Annotated in this window: 14 protein-coding genes and 1 tRNA gene; 2 read left to right on the top strand and 13 right to left on the bottom strand. The window is 51.2% G+C overall.

Annotation, left to right across the window (positions count from 1 at the left end; all coding sequences use genetic code 11):
* The 4 genes from H7F11_RS03795 to H7F11_RS03810 all read right to left on the bottom strand — a co-directional run.
* Positions 1-246 (bottom strand): transposase (locus H7F11_RS03795; protein ID WP_193658005.1); only part of this gene is annotated, 246 nt, incomplete at its 3' end.
* A gap of 573 nt (positions 247-819) precedes the next feature.
* Positions 820-1,302, bottom strand: coding sequence for a GNAT family N-acetyltransferase (locus tag H7F11_RS03800; RefSeq protein WP_193651866.1), 483 nt, complete (start codon positions 1,300-1,302; stop codon positions 820-822).
* 30 nt (positions 1,303-1,332) lie between these two features.
* On the bottom strand, positions 1,333-2,850 hold the full coding sequence (locus tag H7F11_RS03805) for a tetratricopeptide repeat-containing sulfotransferase family protein (protein WP_193651865.1): 1,518 nt from the start codon (positions 2,848-2,850) through the stop codon (positions 1,333-1,335).
* A gap of 457 nt (positions 2,851-3,307) precedes the next feature.
* Positions 3,308-3,392: transfer RNA gene (locus H7F11_RS03810), tRNA-Leu, on the bottom strand.
* A 55-nt stretch (positions 3,393-3,447) separates the two neighbouring features.
* Between H7F11_RS03810 and H7F11_RS03815 the strand changes: the two genes are divergently transcribed.
* Entirely contained in the window at positions 3,448-4,077 is a 630-nt protein-coding gene (locus tag H7F11_RS03815) for a nucleotidyltransferase (protein ID WP_193651864.1), read from the top strand.
* Between the two features lie 18 nt (positions 4,078-4,095).
* On the opposite strand, the gene H7F11_RS03820 is transcribed toward H7F11_RS03815, so the two are convergent.
* From H7F11_RS03820 to H7F11_RS03835, 4 genes are all read right to left on the bottom strand, one after another.
* The gene (locus H7F11_RS03820; RefSeq protein WP_193651863.1) at positions 4,096-5,016 is read right to left on the bottom strand and encodes a DMT family transporter; all 921 of its coding nucleotides are present in this window, start codon (positions 5,014-5,016) and stop codon (positions 4,096-4,098) included.
* Positions 5,017-5,108: 92 nt separating this feature from the next.
* A complete protein-coding gene (locus H7F11_RS03825) occupies positions 5,109-6,182 on the bottom strand; it encodes an NADH:flavin oxidoreductase/NADH oxidase (protein WP_193651862.1) in 1,074 nt (357 codons plus the stop codon).
* A complete protein-coding gene (locus tag H7F11_RS03830) occupies positions 6,179-6,907 on the bottom strand; it encodes a dienelactone hydrolase family protein (RefSeq protein ID WP_193651861.1) in 729 nt (242 codons plus the stop codon). The genes H7F11_RS03825 and H7F11_RS03830 overlap by 4 nt, the downstream gene beginning before the upstream one ends.
* 53 nt (positions 6,908-6,960) lie before the next feature.
* Positions 6,961-7,569: a TetR/AcrR family transcriptional regulator gene (locus H7F11_RS03835; RefSeq protein ID WP_193651860.1), complete on the bottom strand. Its 609-nt coding sequence runs from the start codon at positions 7,567-7,569 to the stop codon at positions 6,961-6,963.
* A 138-nt stretch (positions 7,570-7,707) separates the two neighbouring features.
* On the opposite strand from H7F11_RS03835, the gene H7F11_RS03840 reads away from it, so the two are divergent.
* Positions 7,708-8,943 carry a hypothetical protein gene (locus tag H7F11_RS03840; RefSeq protein WP_193651859.1) on the top strand — a complete coding sequence of 412 codons (1,236 nt, stop codon included), beginning with the start codon at positions 7,708-7,710 and terminating at the stop codon, positions 8,941-8,943.
* Between the two features lie 2 nt (positions 8,944-8,945).
* Here the strand turns inward: H7F11_RS03840 and nadC are convergent, their stop codons facing one another.
* Genes nadC through H7F11_RS03865 form a run of 5 tightly spaced genes read right to left on the bottom strand, consistent with a single transcriptional unit; the run spans position 8,946 to position 15,341 of the window.
* On the bottom strand, positions 8,946-9,773 hold the full coding sequence (gene nadC, locus H7F11_RS03845; RefSeq protein ID WP_193651858.1) for a carboxylating nicotinate-nucleotide diphosphorylase: 828 nt from the start codon (positions 9,771-9,773) through the stop codon (positions 8,946-8,948).
* Positions 9,770-11,137, bottom strand: coding sequence for a Na+/H+ antiporter NhaA (gene nhaA / locus H7F11_RS03850; RefSeq protein ID WP_193651857.1), 1,368 nt, complete (start codon positions 11,135-11,137; stop codon positions 9,770-9,772). The genes nadC and nhaA overlap by 4 nt, the downstream gene beginning before the upstream one ends.
* A gap of 2 nt (positions 11,138-11,139) precedes the next feature.
* Positions 11,140-13,962, bottom strand: a complete 2,823-nt coding sequence (locus H7F11_RS03855) for a valine--tRNA ligase (protein WP_193658012.1) — start codon at positions 13,960-13,962, stop codon at positions 11,140-11,142.
* A 6-nt stretch (positions 13,963-13,968) separates the two neighbouring features.
* Positions 13,969-14,901 carry a hypothetical protein gene (locus tag H7F11_RS03860; protein WP_193649891.1) on the bottom strand — a complete coding sequence of 311 codons (933 nt, stop codon included), beginning with the start codon at positions 14,899-14,901 and terminating at the stop codon, positions 13,969-13,971.
* Positions 14,902-14,915: 14 nt separating this feature from the next.
* Positions 14,916-15,341: a DNA polymerase III subunit chi gene (locus H7F11_RS03865; RefSeq protein ID WP_193649892.1), complete on the bottom strand. Its 426-nt coding sequence runs from the start codon at positions 15,339-15,341 to the stop codon at positions 14,916-14,918.
* Positions 15,342-15,351 lie beyond the last annotated feature (10 nt).

The raw sequence follows: 15,351 nt of genomic DNA on the forward strand, positions 1-15,351 counted from the left end.
CAACTCCACCTCGGACAGCAGTGCCGTTTCCACCACCGCTGCCAACTTGGACTCGGCAGACCAACACTCTGCGGTCTTCTTGGTCACTGCACTCATCGTCCCACTCGCTATCGCCTGCTTACGCCAATGGTACAGCGTCACATCAGAAATCCCTTCCTGTTTGGCCAGTTCTGGCACAGATAAACTGGTGGGCGGTAACATCTTCTGCAATACAGCGGCCTTACGTTCTGCTGAATAACTCTTCATCTCGATAATCCACTTTCCGCCCCCACCCTACACCTGACTCCATTTCAGAGAGGCGACAACTACCCTGACACCGGGGGGAAGTCACAAGATGTCACCCAAAGAGTGTTGCCGCTGCCTATGCAGACATAGACGCAACCTTGGCCGGGTTTGGATTCCGAGACCGAGTGAAACACAGGGGCATCAAAAAATGACCGGCCCCTGCTTTTTGTCTCATAAATGGCCGATCCAGGCAGTGACTGGTCCCCGTTCAATCAAGGGACTACGAACCTGGTTGGCTCTTTCCATCAGACATGATGGTGCATTATGTCCCAACCAACAGGAAGGTCGTCCCATGTTATTCGGCATACCGTACTTCGTTAGTTCGAGATAAAGTTGACGAATACTTCAAAGACCCCTTGAAACCAGTCCTCTGCCGAGAATTATTTGCTGGGCGGATTTAACTCCACGTTACGGGGCATCTTCCGATATAACAATAACAAAAAATAATAGCTCAACATAACAGACATAGAAATGAATATGCGAACACGCCGCATCCATAAAAAACACCCAAGGATAAATATCTAATCACGAATCTTAGCGGGATGATGCTGACCAATTTATATACATTTCCTTACCAACCTCTTGAAGTCCAAAATATTGGTAAAGTTTGATCGCCTTTTCATTATGGCTGAATACATGCAGAGCAAATCCTGATGCTTCCATGTTTTTACAATTATCCATAATATGTTGCATTAATCGTTTGCCAAAACCTCGATTCTGATATTTTTCATCGATAAAAAACCAGAGCAGGACGGCAGCTTGATGGGGTACTGCCGAATACCATGCACCACCTATCATCTTACCATCATATTGCGCTGAAACAAGATACTGGTGATTGTCACTTTGTCGGTCAATATTATCTAGCATCTGTATCTGTCCTTGCGTGATATTGTGAGCCGCTTCTTCGGAAAGAAGCATGACCTTTTGCAGTTCCGCACTATGGTAATCCACAAGACTGGACTTCATAACAGGTAAAAATTCTTTAGATATCTCCATAAATATCAAATTTGAACACATGTTATCATCTCCAAATATAAGAACGATAAGCTATTCATAAAAAGTTAAATAAAACTCTTTATAACGATCAATGTTTTCTTTAAGGTTGCCAAGATTGCCTGAATATTTCTGCCATTTATTTATAGACGAATCATAAATAGGTTGTTGGACCTGATGCCGGCTTGAAGTATTAATGATATTTTTGTTAAGATGAACGTTAAGACATGAATCTTCGTATGGCAACCCGAGAAAGTCCAGCACGCAACGAAGTTTTTTCTCAGGACTTTTTACCATTTCTTCATATCTAACTATTAATATATTTTTTTCAAACAGAAGCTTCCATTGTTCAAGAGCATACTGACTAAAGCAATAGAATCTGGCTAATTGATCGAAATCATGGCTATAAGAATGATCACCTGTCATATTCTGCTGATAAATTGACAGGCAATTATCAAGAGCATCACGCTCACAAAAAATTATTTTAGACTCAGGAAATAACAACATTATTGTTCCGATATATAGAAAATTATGTGGCAACTTGTCAATCATGACCTGAAAACAAAAATCGTTAACAAGTGACGCACAATAATCTATATACGCTTTTCTTAGGATATAAGTAGATTCATAACTGTCTGACTCAATAAATTCTGATGAACGTATTTTGGTTGCGATCTCAGGAATTTCAGATAGCTCACCTAATCCCACTATTTGCGTGTGCATATCGAGCATTTGATGCAGCAAACTAGTGCCTGAACGGGGCATGCCAACAATGAATACTGGCGTATAATCTAGCTTTTCAAATTTTAGTAATTTTGGCTTTATATTTTCATAGATTTTAATATCTGACTTTAAATTTCTTTCCATAGATGGAAAATCATAACATCCATAAATACTTTTCTGCACAGAATGTGCAGCATTGTATAACAAAAAAGACTTATCATATTCACCATAATGGTGATGATAATTAGCCCTAATAAATAAAACAGATATATATGCATCGTTTAGTTTTTTTTGTTCGTCAATGTCAGACTCTAAAATTACTTCTGGATCACTAATTTTTATTTTTTTTACCAATAAATAAGCATTTTCAAATTCGCCGCGAATAAGACACATCTCAGCTCTTGCAACAATAAAAAATGGATCTTTTGATGATGTTACAATAGGCATAAGCAACCATTCTTGTGCTTCATCATACTTACCTTGTCGACCTAACGCCTGAACCAGATTAATAATCAAAGGTAATGAGTCTTCATGCTTGGTCTTTAGCAACTGTCTGTATAACTTTTCTGCTTTACTGTAATGCCCCATTCGTATCCACAGAGCTCCGAGATAAAAACGTGCACTAAAATTATTCTGATCATTTTTTAGAGCAACATTAAATGCCTCTTCTGCTTTATTGTAGTAGTGCATTCCGGATAATACGCGCCCTAATAGAATGATTCCTTTTATATCATCTGGAAATTTCCCAAGATAATCAATAAGGCACGTTGCGGAAGAAGCATAGTCTCGGGAATTGAAATAATCTTTTGCTTTAGAAAACAAAATTTTATTGTGTTTTTTATTGTTCATTTAGATAATTTATTAAAAAATTGTGTGATAAATAAAATAACATAAAGCTATGTAGTCGTACATTGAAAAAGTGTGAACAAATGTAAATTTCAAGAATGTTAAACTGGTGATATGGGAAAATCTCTTAATATTTTAGAAGAGTCCAGGGAGGATCTTCACTATATAATTGAAAACTACAATTCTTAAGGTATCAACTACAACCGCCACGATAGCAGTTTATTGCCAGCCCCCGGATTGATAATCCACTGGTCTGAGCCACTCAACCTCCAGCAAATAAAGGCATTACCGTGCTGGTTACACACTTATTTCTGGCGCTTTGCCCAAAATTCGCCCAAGGGAACTGCAAAAACCACCTGTTGGTGTCCCGTCGCCATAGAGTAGTGTATCCAGTCGAGCTAATGCCCTGTTCATTCGGAATATCCGCAGGTTGTTTGACTGGCTCGGCTAACCCAGTATTTGGTGCGAAAGGGGAGACTCGAACTCCCACGCCGTGCGGCGCTGGAACCTAAATCCAGTGCGTCTACCAATTCCGCCACTCTCGCTTACGCGCTATCTTATGCGGAATAGTCCCTGGCGACAATCATCGGAGTACCGAGCATGAGCAAGTCACAGCAACCCCATCGTTTACGCCGTTTGCTGGCTGTGGAGTCGGCCCGGATCATGGCGGAGGAGGGCGTCGTGGATTTTCGGGTGGCCAAGGAAAAAGCGGCGCGGCGTTTGGGTGCGGGGGGGGATGCTCAGCACCACTGGCCGAATAATAGTGAGATAGAATCGGAATTACATGCCCGCCTGCAGCTTTTTCACGGACCTGCCCATGCGGTGGATTTGCGCGAACTGCGCGAGCGGGCGCTGAAAGCTATGCAGTGGCTGGAGGTGTTTCAGCCGCGTCTGACCGGCCCGGTGTTGAATGGTACGGCTACGCGCCATGCGGCAATTACCCTGCATTTATTTGCGGATGCCCCTGAGACGGTCATTTTCTTTTTGATGGATCAGAAAACGCCCTATGAAGAAAGCTGGCAGCGCCTGCATTTTGGCGATGCCCCGGCGCAAGATTATCCCTGCCTGAAAATTGACTACGTAGACACGGAGATTCGTCTGGTCATTTTTGCGCTGGATGAAGACCGGCGCAGTCCCGCTTCGCCTGTGGATGGAAAACCGGTGAAGCGTGCGACTGGTCAGCAATTGCGCAAAATGCTGGAGCAAGAGCAGCTGCAAAATGGACTTTGAGAATCCAAAATTTTCGATTTATTCCTGACCCGTTGGCACAATAGCGTTTTCCTGCTCACGAGGGCGCAGGTGTTGCCAACTGACCAAGGCGAGTGCGATAAAAATGCAGACCATTCCCACACCTTCCCAGCCTCCCGGGGTTTCTCCCAATTGCAGCCAAGCGGCAACGACACCAATCAGTGGCGCTGCCAGTGTGCCCATGCCCGCGATTCCGGAGGGCAGTTTCTGCAAGGCGTAGGCCCAGAGAAAATAGGCCAGAGCAGTACCGGGAATCGCATTATAAAGCAGGGCGCCGACAAATACGGGTGTCCAGTGAACCGTCAGTGGGTCAATAAATAGGGTCATGACAATCAGCCCGAGTCCGCCGAAAATGGTTTGCCACAAAGTGCTGTTGAATAAATCCATGTCGGGGGGCGCATAACGCTTTTGCCAGAGGGCGGAACTGGCCCACAAAATGCCTGAAATCAGTGCAATCACGCTGCCAGTCCATTCGCCGTCGAAACTCCAGGGCTTCAGAATGGCAATCAGACCCAACAGGGCCAATAGCACGGCGGGCCATTGTAATCCGTGCAATTTCTCGCCGAGTAGAGGCCAGGCAAACACAATCAGCCAAAGCGGCATCATGTAGACCAGAATGGCCGTTTTTCCGGCGCCGCCGTATTCCAGCGCCCAGAGAGCAAGCCCAATAAAACCGGTGGTTTGCAACAGGCCGAAGGGGATGATATAGCGGGCTGAGGGCATCCGCAGTGGTCTTTTCAGCCAGATGATCAGGGGAATCAGGACGATGACACTTAGCCAAACGCGCAGAGTGGCAAACAGCAGGGGTGGGCAGTCGCTTATGGCGACTTTCATGACGACCCAGTTATATCCCCAGATTATGGTCAACAGGGCCAGTGCAGCCAAGGGCCAGAGTGTCAGCGTTTTTTGGGGGGAAGACATCAGTCTGTGGCTCCAGAATGTAAAAACCGGGATAGCAACCCATCCCGGCAACCCACTTCATCTCTCCCTGTAGAGAAATAAGCGGCGGCGTTTTAGCGTAATTTGGCCCGATCGTATTGTTCTGGCCAGGGCAAGTCTACCCCCAGTTCACGGGCGGCGTGCAGGGGCCAGTAAGGATTGCGGAGTAATTCCCGGGCAAGGGCGATACCATCGGCCTGCTCTGTAACCAGAATATGTTCGGCCTGCATGGCCTCGGTAATCAGTCCGACGGCAACACTGGGTAAACCGGTTTGTTCGCGTATTTGTTGCGCGAAGGGCGTCTGAAATCCAGGGCCAGCCGGAATGACGGCATCAGGTGTCATCCCGCCGCTGCTGCAGTCAATGACGTCCACACCTCTTGCCTGCAACTGTTTGGCAAGAGCGACGGATTGTTCCAGATCCCAGCCACCGGGTACCCAGTCCGTGGCCGAAATTCGGACCCACAGTGGCAGATGGTCGGGCCAGACCGCGCGCACGGCATCGGTGATTTCCAGAGGCAGGCGCATCCGGTTTTCGAGGCTGCCACCATAGGCATCATCACGATGATTGCTGATGGGCGAAAGAAAGCTGTGCAGGAGGTAGCCATGGGCCATGTGCAGTTCGAGGACTTCGAATCCGGCATGGAGCGCTCTTTGCGCAGCAGCCACAAAGTCCTTGCGGACCTTTTCGATATCCTGAGCTGTCATTGCCTCGGGTACCGTGTGTGCCGGACTGAAAGGCAGCGGGCTGGGGCCATAAGGTTGCCAACCCTGTTCCGCATCAGGCGCGATGGGCGCGCCACCGGCAAAGGGAGCCTGAGTAGAGGCCTTGCGTCCGGCATGGGCAATTTGTATGGCAGCTACGGCTCCCTGATTTTTCATGAAGCGGACGATGGGTGCCAGAGCTTCGGCTTGGGGGTCATTCCAGATACCCAGATCGCGCGGAGAAATGCGACCCTCGGGACTTACAGCGCTGGCTTCGGCCATGACCAGTCCGGCGCCACCCACCGCACGGCTGCCAAGATGGACCATATGCCAATCACTGGCTATCCCATCCGGGGTGGAGTACTGACACATGGGTGCGACGACAATGCGGTTGCGCAGCGTGATGCTGCGCATTGTCCAGGGCGTGAACAGTTTGTGACTCATGCCTGCCCTCCAAGATGCTGACTGAAATGATCCAGGGTGAGACGCCACCCTTCGGCGGCAGCTTCGGGGCGATAGCTGTCACGCGGGTCAGCAAAAAAACCGTGGGGGGCACCGGGGAACAGTGTCAGGGTGTAACGCTTTTTGGCGGTGCTGAGGGCTGCGGCAATGCGGCCATGTTCCTCAGGAGTGATGGATTGATCTTCGGCTCCATAAAGCAGTAGCAGCGGAGCACGCATCTGTTCGACCAGATGCAGGAGCGGTTGGCGTCCGGCCGGGTCCTTATCCGGGGCAATACCACCGCCATAAAAGGCAACGGACGCGCCGAGTTTATCCGCATGTACGGCATTGGCCATGAACGCAAAGCGGCCACCCATACAAAAGCCGACAGCGCCGATGGCGTGCTTCATGACTTCGGGACGTTTTTGCAGTTCGGCTATGGCCAGCCCCGCTTCCTGCATGGCCAGATCATCTTTCAGGGTTTTAAGGTGCGCGATGGCATTTTCAAAGTCGGCATATTCGTACGTTTTACCATGATATAAATCGGGGACGATGGCACAGTATCCCGCTTTGGCAAATCGTTCGGCCACATCTTGAAAATGGCTGTTTACGCCAAAAGCTTCAATAAATATGACGACGCCGGGATACTGGCCATTGCTACCGGGGCGGGCGTACCAGGCACGAGGACCGTTTTCCAGTTGTAGCCATTCGGAATGCATTTCAGGCATCACTCTACCTCCTTATTCGCGTATGAAAAAAGGGAAGGGAAATTATTGCGGGGTCAGACAGCTAAAGATTTAATGTAAACTTGTAGTTGCCGGAGACAGCGTTGGTAGGCGGCGACGGATTGGGCATTTTTGCCCAGCCCGACACAGCCTTCAATGGAAGCGACAATATACAAGGCAATATCCTCGGGACTCGCGTCCGGACGGACCTGTCCTGCGGATTGACCTTCCTTGAGTGCCTGGGCGACCACTTCTACCCAGCGTTCAAGGATTTTTTGCAAACCTTGCCGAAATGATTCATCGAGGGGACTCATTTCCTGAATCAGGTTGTTAAGGGGGCAGCCATAGCGAATGACCGATTCATCCGCCTGGGCAATTTTTTCTGCAATGAGATTGTACAACCCGTTGATCGGATTATCATGCTGGGCAAGCATGGTAAACCAGCGCTCTTCCAGTTGCGGTCCGATCACTTCTTCAATGACCGCGAGGCCAAGATCGCGCTTGGTACCAAAATGATGATAAAGCGCCCCCTTGCTCACGGAAGTATTGGCGAGGATACGCTCCAGACTCGCGGCCTGAAAGCCGGATTCCAGAATTTCGTGGTAAGCAGCATCCAGCAGGTCATTACGGGTCTGTTCGGGATTGCGCGTTTTGCGTTGAATCATGTTCATCATGGCGTTGGAAGATACCGACCAAACGGTATATTGTCAATTACCGGCTGCCAGCGGATACGTCCAGTTTGGGAAAATGCCTTAAGCGCGTTAGACTGATAACCAGCGTGTGAAGGCGAATTGGGGTGATGGATGAAAGCATCAATAGATTTTCAGCGGCAGGGTGACAAGCAGAATTCGGCTTTTTTTGAAGAATGGTTAGGGCGCCTGTTGGAAGATCGCGATCGCCAGGGGCTTACGGAAAATATTGGCCGCATTGATGCACTGATGATTACGGTAGAGCCGGGACATTCTGCCGCTTATGTGCATGAATTGTGTTTGATGACGCCTTACAATTATCTGGTCACCCTCGAAACCGATCAGCATTCCACCCACATTCTCCGCATTGATATGGATGCTCCCGATGTGTTGGTTCGTGAAGTGAAAGACCCCAATCTGCATGGTATTTTCCGCAGCCTGAACGAAGTGTATCCGGTGGGGGCCAAGCGTCCCAACTCGCGCTACATGGGCGAAGTCTTTCAGGTCAAAAATCTCCATGAAGTACTTGCAGTACAAAAAAACCGCGAAGTCCGTTTTTTTAATCAGGAACAGGTGCGGCACCTGGAGTTGCCGGGCAACATGGCCATCGTCAAACCTTCTCCCTATACCCACAATATTGTCGGTTACTGGGAACGGCCTGATAATGACATCCGTGTTTATTCCCTGGGTTTGTCTTCCATCCGCGATGATATGCAGGTGGCTTTTGAACAAGCCAAAGTGTTACGAGAACAACTGGGTCTGGAGCAATTACTGTTGCCTATCGATCATCTGGCAACCCGGGTATACAGCCAGAACCGGGAAGCCGCCATACTCGAATATCTGACCCTGTCCAGTTATTACTACTGGGGTTCTTACGATATTCCCGACCAGAATTCTTCTACCAATGTCACCAAAAGCGTGCACTATGAAAACGTGTTGAATAGTCCTGCCAAGGTGTTTACCGCTGCCAATCATCCTTATTTTTGCAATCATCTGATTGGTCAGCCTTCGCCCACAGAAGCTTTTGTGCGTAATTTTGGCCCCCGCCTGCACCATCTGGCCGTGGGCGTGCAGGATGGGTATACCCATGATCAGATCAACATTGATTATGTGGTGGACACCTTGCGAAATTGCGGGCAGAAGTTTCTGTTGCAGGTCATCGGTTCGGAGCAGGAAGGCTTGAAACAGATTTTTTCCAGCGCTTCGGAGCATTCTTCCCTGATTATTGAATACGTGCAGCGTTTTGGTGGTTTTCAGGGGTTTTTCACCAAGGAAAATGTTGCCGACCTGACCGCTGCCGCAGGCGCCGATGAGACGCTGCGCAGCCTGGATGCAGAAGCCCGCGCCTGAGCTCAAAAATAGCGCAGGGATAAATCCAGGCTGTGTAAATTACGGGTAAGACTGCCGACGGAGATAAAATCGACGCCGGTAGCGGCGACGGCGGCTATGTTGTGGATGCCCATATTCCCCGAAGCTTCCAGAGGAATTTTCCCGGCCACTCTCTGCACGGCCTGGCGCAGGGATTCCAGCCCGAAATTATCGAGCAGGATCATATCCGCCCCTGCCGCCAAGGCTTCTTCGAGTTGTTCCAGATTTTCCACCTCAATTTCGGTGCGGGTCAGGGCCGGAGCAAGGGACCTGGCAGCACTCAGCGCCGCCGTAATGCTGCCACAGGCGGCAATGTGATTTTCCTTGATGAGAATCCCATCAAACAGTCCCAGCCGATGATTGTGCCCCCCACCCACACGTACCGCATATTTTTGCGCCTGACGTAGGCCGGGTATGGTCTTGCGGGTGTCCAGCAGGCGGGTCCTGCTGCCCTTCAGCAATTCTACAAAATGATGCACGGCCGTTGCTGTGCCTGACAGGGTCTGGAGAAAGTTCAGGGCGCAACGCTCGGCACTGAGGAGGGCGCGGGCCGGGCCTTCGAGGTGGCACAGCACCTGATCGGCGGCAACGGCGCTCCCTTCAGCAACCTCCCAGTGTAGCTTCAGCTGGTAGGAAAGTGCGGCAAACGTGGCCGTGGCGTAGGGCTGTCCACAGAGAATCCCTGGCTCACGACTGATGATGCGGGCCTGGAGTGTCTGCGCTTCGGGAATGAGTGCAGCGGTCAGATCACCGCTCCCTATATCTTCGCGAAGCGCTTGTTTGACGACATCTATGAGGTCTTCAGGAATCATTCTAACTCCTTGCTTTTACTGCCCACCCAAAATAGCCAGACCAGTCCTATGCAGGCGGCAGTCAGTGAAGCCAGCAAAATGCCGAGCTTGGCTTCCTCTATCATAAATGCATCTTTAAAGGCCAGCTCACTGATAAATAAAGACATGGTGAAGCCGATTCCAGCCAGCCAGGCAGCACCCAGAAGATGGGGCCAACTCACGCCAGTGGGCATGCGGGCCATTTTGATTTTGATGGCCAGCCAGCTCGACAGGGAAATGCCGACAAACTTGCCGAGCACCAGTCCCAGAAAAATACCCAACGTAACCCGGCTGAGCAGCATTTCGCTGCTGACGTGGGCGAAATTGATGCCGGCATTGGCCAGCGCAAAAATGGGAATCACCGCAAAAGTTACCCAAGGCTGAAGACTGTGTTCCAGATGTTGCTGCGGTGCAATGGCCTCGGCACTACTGTGTTCAATGCTTTGAATGATGCCCGCAAGTTTGCCGTTGACCAGCGGATCAAGACGTTTGCTGTGAATGATGGTATCGCGCAGGTTTTCACTGCGGGCGCTGAGGGTGTCCGCCAGTTGGTCAGGACGAACCCGTCCCCGTGCCGGTATGGTGAAGGCGAGCAGAATGCCGGCGACCGTAGCATGAATGCCGGAGAGCATCACAAAATACCAGAAAGGTAGCCCCAGAATCAGGTAAGGCAGGACTTTGCGAACGCCACTCTGATTAAGCAGAATCAAGCCCAGCAGTATCAGGCCGGCGATGATCAATGCCGAAATATTCAAGGATGGGGTGTAAAAAATAGCAATGACCAGCACCGCGCCAAGATCATCGGCAATAGCCAGGGCGGTCAGAAAAACAATCAGGTTACGCGGGATCCGCCAGGCCAGCAAAACGAGGATGCCAATGGCAAAGGCAATGTCCGTTGCCATGGGAATTCCCCAGCCTTCGGCGGCAGAACCACTGGGATTGATTTGGTGGTAGATCAGTGCGGGAACCAGCATCCCGCCCCCTGCGGCAATAATGGGCAGGGCTGCATCCCGTAGGGAAGATAATTCTCCTACCAGAAATTCACGTTTTAATTCGAGGCCGACCACAAAAAAGAACACGACCATCAGTCCGTCATTGATCCAGTGGTGCAGACTCTGGTCGAGCATCCAGTGACCCCAATGGATGCCGAAATGATTTTCCCAAAACAGGTGATAGGACTGATGCCAGGGGGAATTGCTGAGGAACAGGGTCAGCAGCGTCGCGACAATCAGAATAATTCCGCCTGCTGTCGCTCGCCGCAAAAACTGCTCGAAAGGCGAAAAAATCTTGCCAAATAGCAGTTCGAGGGGGTAGTAACGGGGTTGGCGAGGCTCAGAATCTGCCATGTTCAGAGCAACTCCAGTCGTGCTGCCTGTTCCTCCAGTTGCTGCAGGGCCGCTTCAATTTCCCGCAAACGCTCTTCTTCCTTGGCGACGACTTCGGCAGGAGCACGGCTACGAAAACTTTCCTGGCCCAGTTTGCCGAGGGTCTTACCCCGGTCGGATTCCAGGCGTTGCTGTTCCTTGTGCAAACGCGCCCGCTCGGCACCTACATCTATGACTCCGGCCAGGGGGACCAGGACTTTCAGCTCTCCCAGTAGTTGCAGAGCTGCCGGAGGCGCTTCTTCGCTGTCTGTCAGCCATTCCAGACTGCTTAAACGGGCCAGGGCAAACAGCCAGGGTTGGTAGTGCTCAGCACGGGTACGATCCCGGGCATCGCCGCCTTGCAGTAAAATTGGCAGTAATTTGCTCGGCGGGATATCCATCTCACCACGAACGGAGCGTACGGCACGAATGGCATTGATGAGCCATTCCGTATCAGCATCGGCCTCGGGATCCACACGTTGCAGATCGGCTATGGGGTAGGGCGCTACGGCAATGCTGCTCCCGCCTTTGTCGAGCATGGGTGCAATGCGCTGCCAGAGTTCTTCACTGATAAACGGCATCACCGGATGCAGCAGACGTAACCCCGCCTCCAGCACCCGCAACAGGGTGTTGCGGGTGCCGCATTGCTGCGCCGCTGTAAACGGGCTGTCCGCACGCAGCACCGGTTTGCAGAGTTCAATGTACCAGTCACAGTAATCATTCCAGAAAAATTGATACAGTGCGTGGGCGGCATCGGCAAAGCGATACTGATCAATGGCGGTGTTTACCGCTGCTTCACAGTGCTGCAGGCGTCCGATAATCCAGCGTTCCGGGGCCATCAGTTCTTTCTCACCGTGCAGCAGGCCGATTTCGGGAACCTGCATCATGGCAAAACGCGAGGCATTCCAGAGTTTGTTGCAGAAATTCCGGTTACCCTCCACGCGTTTCAAATCGAATTTGATGTCCCGACCCTGGGTGGCCAGAGCGGTAAAGGTAAAGCGCAGGGCGTCAGTTCCGAAGGCGGGAATCCCCTCGGCAAATTCCTTGCGCGTGGATTTTCCGATTTTGGCAGCCATTTGCGGCTGCATGAGTCCCCTGGTGCGTTTGGCAACCAGATCTTCCAGGCTGATCCCATCGATCAAATCAATAGGATCCAGCACGTTACCCTTGGATTTACTCATTTTCTGACCTTCGGCATCGCGGACCAGGCCATGGATGTACACTTCCTGGAAGGGCACTTCATCCATGAAGCGCAAACCCATCATGATCATGCGCGCGACCCAGAAGAAAATGATGTCGAATCCGGTAACGAGAACGCTACCCGGATAAAAGCGCGCGAGATCCGGTGTTTTTTCCGGCCAGCCAAGAGTCGTAAATGGCCAGAGGGCGGAGCTGAACCAAGTATCAAGTACATCGGGATCCCGTTCCAGAGTCACGGGCATCCCGTAATGGCGACTGGCCTGACTGTGGGCTTCCGCTTCGTGGCGTGCGACAAATATGTGCCCGTCGGGTCCATACCAGGCCGGAATCTGGTGTCCCCACCAGAGCTGCCGGGAAATACACCAGTCTTCAATCCGGTTCATCCAGTCAAAATAGGTTTTGTTCCAGTTTTCTGGCACAAAGCGAATCCGGCCTTCTTCTACGGCCTTGATAGCGGGTTCAGCCAGTGGTGCCACTTTCACATACCATTGATCCGTCAAATAGGGTTCAATGACCGCCTGGGAGCGATCGCCACGCGGCACCATCAGTTTGTGCGCGTCTGTCTGTACCAGCAGTCCTTCACTTTCCAGCTGTGCCAATATCTGCTTGCGCGCAGCATAGCGGTCCAGTCCTCTGAGTGCGCTTGGAATTTCTTCGGCCGGAGTGGATTCTGCGCTGCTGAATATCTCAAGGCTGTCCCGAATGCGGGCTTCGGGGGTAAATACGTTGATCAGGGGTAAATGATGACGCTGACCCACCTGATAGTCATTGAAATCATGGGCCGGGGTGATTTTGACGCATCCCGAGCCAAATTCCGGATCGACATAATGATCGGCAATGACCGGAATTTCTCGTCCCATGATTGGCAGACGCAGAGTTTTGCCAATCAGGGCTGCATAACGTGGATCGTCGGGATGCACAGCAACAGCGGCGTCTCCCAGCAGGGTTTCCGGACGGGTGGTCGCCACCACCAGAGAACCACTGTCATCGCTCAGTGGATAACGGATATGCCAGAGAAATCCGTCTTCTTCCTCACTGAGTACTTCCAGATCGGATACGGCGGTGCGCAGGACCGGATCCCAGTTGACCAGACGTTTGCCACGATAGATGAGGCCCTCATCGTGAAGTTGCACAAATACTTCGGTGACCGCTTGTGACAAACCGCTATCGAGGGTGAAGCGTTCCCGCGACCAGTCACAGGAGGCGCCCAGACGGCGCATCTGTCGGGTAATATGTCCCCCTGACGTATGACGCCATTCCCAGACTTTCTCCAGAAAAGCGCTGCGCCCCATCTGATGACGGTCACCACCCTCCTGAACAATCTGGCGTTCCACCAGCATTTGTGTGGCAATTCCGGCGTGGTCGGTGCCGGGTTGCCAAAGTGTTTCTTCGCCGCGCATCCGGTGAGCCCGGACAAGAATATCCATGAGGGTATCCTGAAACGCATGCCCCATATGCAGGGTGCCGGTGACATTGGGTGGCGGCAACATGATGCAGTAGGGGTTTTGCCCGGGCTGAGGCTGGAATATTCCAAGCTCCTCCCAGCGTTGGTAACAGGTCTGTTCTATTTCGGCGGGGGCGAAGGGGCGGTCTAAATGGTCAGTCATGAGCCTTCATCGGTCAGGTTCGGTGGGGGTAATTTGTTCCAGGCCATTATGCAGTACGTGCTGAAGAATTTCAGGTAGGGAAGCGCGCATTTCCTGGGCAAGACTTTCGCGCAATTTAATGCCTTCCAGCGCCAGCGTGCGCATTAAGGTCAGGCTGACCTGCTCTTTCCAGACTTTCTGCAGATGCTGAGTCATCTGTTCTTCCACCTCGTTAATGACCTGTCTTTCTATTTCCTGAAAAAGTAATTGCTCAAAATCTTTCAGAAAATCCAGATCAAGCGGGGGGTTGTCTGGCACAGGTTCCTGCACTGGATGCTTTTCCACAAATTCTTGATGTTCTTCGTCGGATGGATTAATTACCGCATCTGCAATGGAAGCCTCCGGCTCAGACCCGGTAGCACCTACAATTACTTCGTCAACAGGCTCTTCAGCGGGTTCCGGATTTGTTGGTGCAGGCTTCAGGTGTTCGCTGACCAGACCAGTAACGACTTGATCTGCGAAATCAGAATCACTTTTTTCTCCAAATGTAGGCTCGGATCTGGAGGCGGTAAACTTACTGAGTCCTTGGCGCATACGCTTAAGTGCTGCTTCCAGGTCGCGGTCTTCAAAGTCCTGCTGCGGATTGACTGTTTCTGATGGCTGCCAACGCACTTCGCTCTGTGTGTACGTTTTGGTTTGTTCTGTGACAGCGGCGGCTGTAGAGTCAGACTCAGCCTCTTCCCATTGCATCGAAAATTTATCGGCCTGTCCGGCATCAAGAGATGCCGGTGTTTTATGGGATTTGCTATTGAGTTCCGGCATGGCAGGTGATTCTTCATGACGCCAAAGCTGCGGGGGTAAACCTTCTCGTACAACCCTGGTAAGCAGCAAGGGTGCGTCATCGTTATCTTCCAATGTTTCTTCGAGCACGGGTTCCTTGCGATCAGATTGTTTATTCATTGTGGTATCTCCGGTCAGGCTTCCAGGGTATGTACCTGCAAAGTGTATCCGATGTTCTTCAATGTCTTATATCTCTCTCTTGCCAGGTCGCGAGCGTTGCTCTCGGCTGGAATAAAATCCACCAGTCTTTCACACGCCGGAAGTGGCTCAGGGAGATTCTGCAAGGCGCACAACACGGCAACCACGCAGGCATCCGGCCAAGGTTGCTGGTAGTGTATGCGTACAGAATGCCTTGCCCCCAATCCATGAGGAATAAAAGCATCTGCCTGAAAAGTCCAGAGCATGTCGTCCACGCTCTGAGCTGCTGCCAAATCTGCACAGAGAATATCTGCTTCCCCAACAACTTGCCAGACCTTGTTGATGACCCGACAGATGGCGCGCAATCGCTCTTGCGGGGTCAACAGGGTGGCTGGCAGGTCATAAAAGGAGGCAGCCGGCAATGTGGTGGCC

Source organism: Acidithiobacillus sp. HP-2 (assembly GCF_015100155.1).
Lineage (GTDB): Bacteria > Pseudomonadota > Gammaproteobacteria > Acidithiobacillales > Acidithiobacillaceae > Acidithiobacillus.

Bases quoted from the DNA above. Each gene is read 5' to 3' on its own strand.
- H7F11_RS03800 (WP_193651866.1), bottom strand. From the start codon at position 1,302: ATGTGTTCAAATTTGATATTTATGGAGATATCTAAAGAATTTTTACCT.
- H7F11_RS03805 (WP_193651865.1), bottom strand. From the start codon at position 2,850: ATGAACAATAAAAAACACAATAAAATTTTGTTTTCTAAAGCAAAAGAT.
- H7F11_RS03815 (WP_193651864.1), top strand. From the start codon at position 3,448: ATGAGCAAGTCACAGCAACCCCATCGTTTACGCCGTTTGCTGGCTGTG.
- H7F11_RS03820 (WP_193651863.1), bottom strand. From the start codon at position 5,016: ATGTCTTCCCCCCAAAAAACGCTGACACTCTGGCCCTTGGCTGCACTG.
- H7F11_RS03825 (WP_193651862.1), bottom strand. From the start codon at position 6,182: ATGAGTCACAAACTGTTCACGCCCTGGACAATGCGCAGCATCACGCTG.
- H7F11_RS03830 (WP_193651861.1), bottom strand. From the start codon at position 6,907: ATGCCTGAAATGCATTCCGAATGGCTACAACTGGAAAACGGTCCTCGT.
- H7F11_RS03835 (WP_193651860.1), bottom strand. From the start codon at position 7,569: ATGATTCAACGCAAAACGCGCAATCCCGAACAGACCCGTAATGACCTG.
- H7F11_RS03840 (WP_193651859.1), top strand. From the start codon at position 7,708: ATGAAAGCATCAATAGATTTTCAGCGGCAGGGTGACAAGCAGAATTCG.
- nadC (WP_193651858.1), bottom strand. From the start codon at position 9,773: ATGATTCCTGAAGACCTCATAGATGTCGTCAAACAAGCGCTTCGCGAA.
- nhaA (WP_193651857.1), bottom strand. From the start codon at position 11,137: ATGGCAGATTCTGAGCCTCGCCAACCCCGTTACTACCCCCTCGAACTG.
- H7F11_RS03855 (WP_193658012.1), bottom strand. From the start codon at position 13,962: ATGACTGACCATTTAGACCGCCCCTTCGCCCCCGCCGAAATAGAACAG.
- H7F11_RS03860 (WP_193649891.1), bottom strand. From the start codon at position 14,901: ATGAATAAACAATCTGATCGCAAGGAACCCGTGCTCGAAGAAACATTG.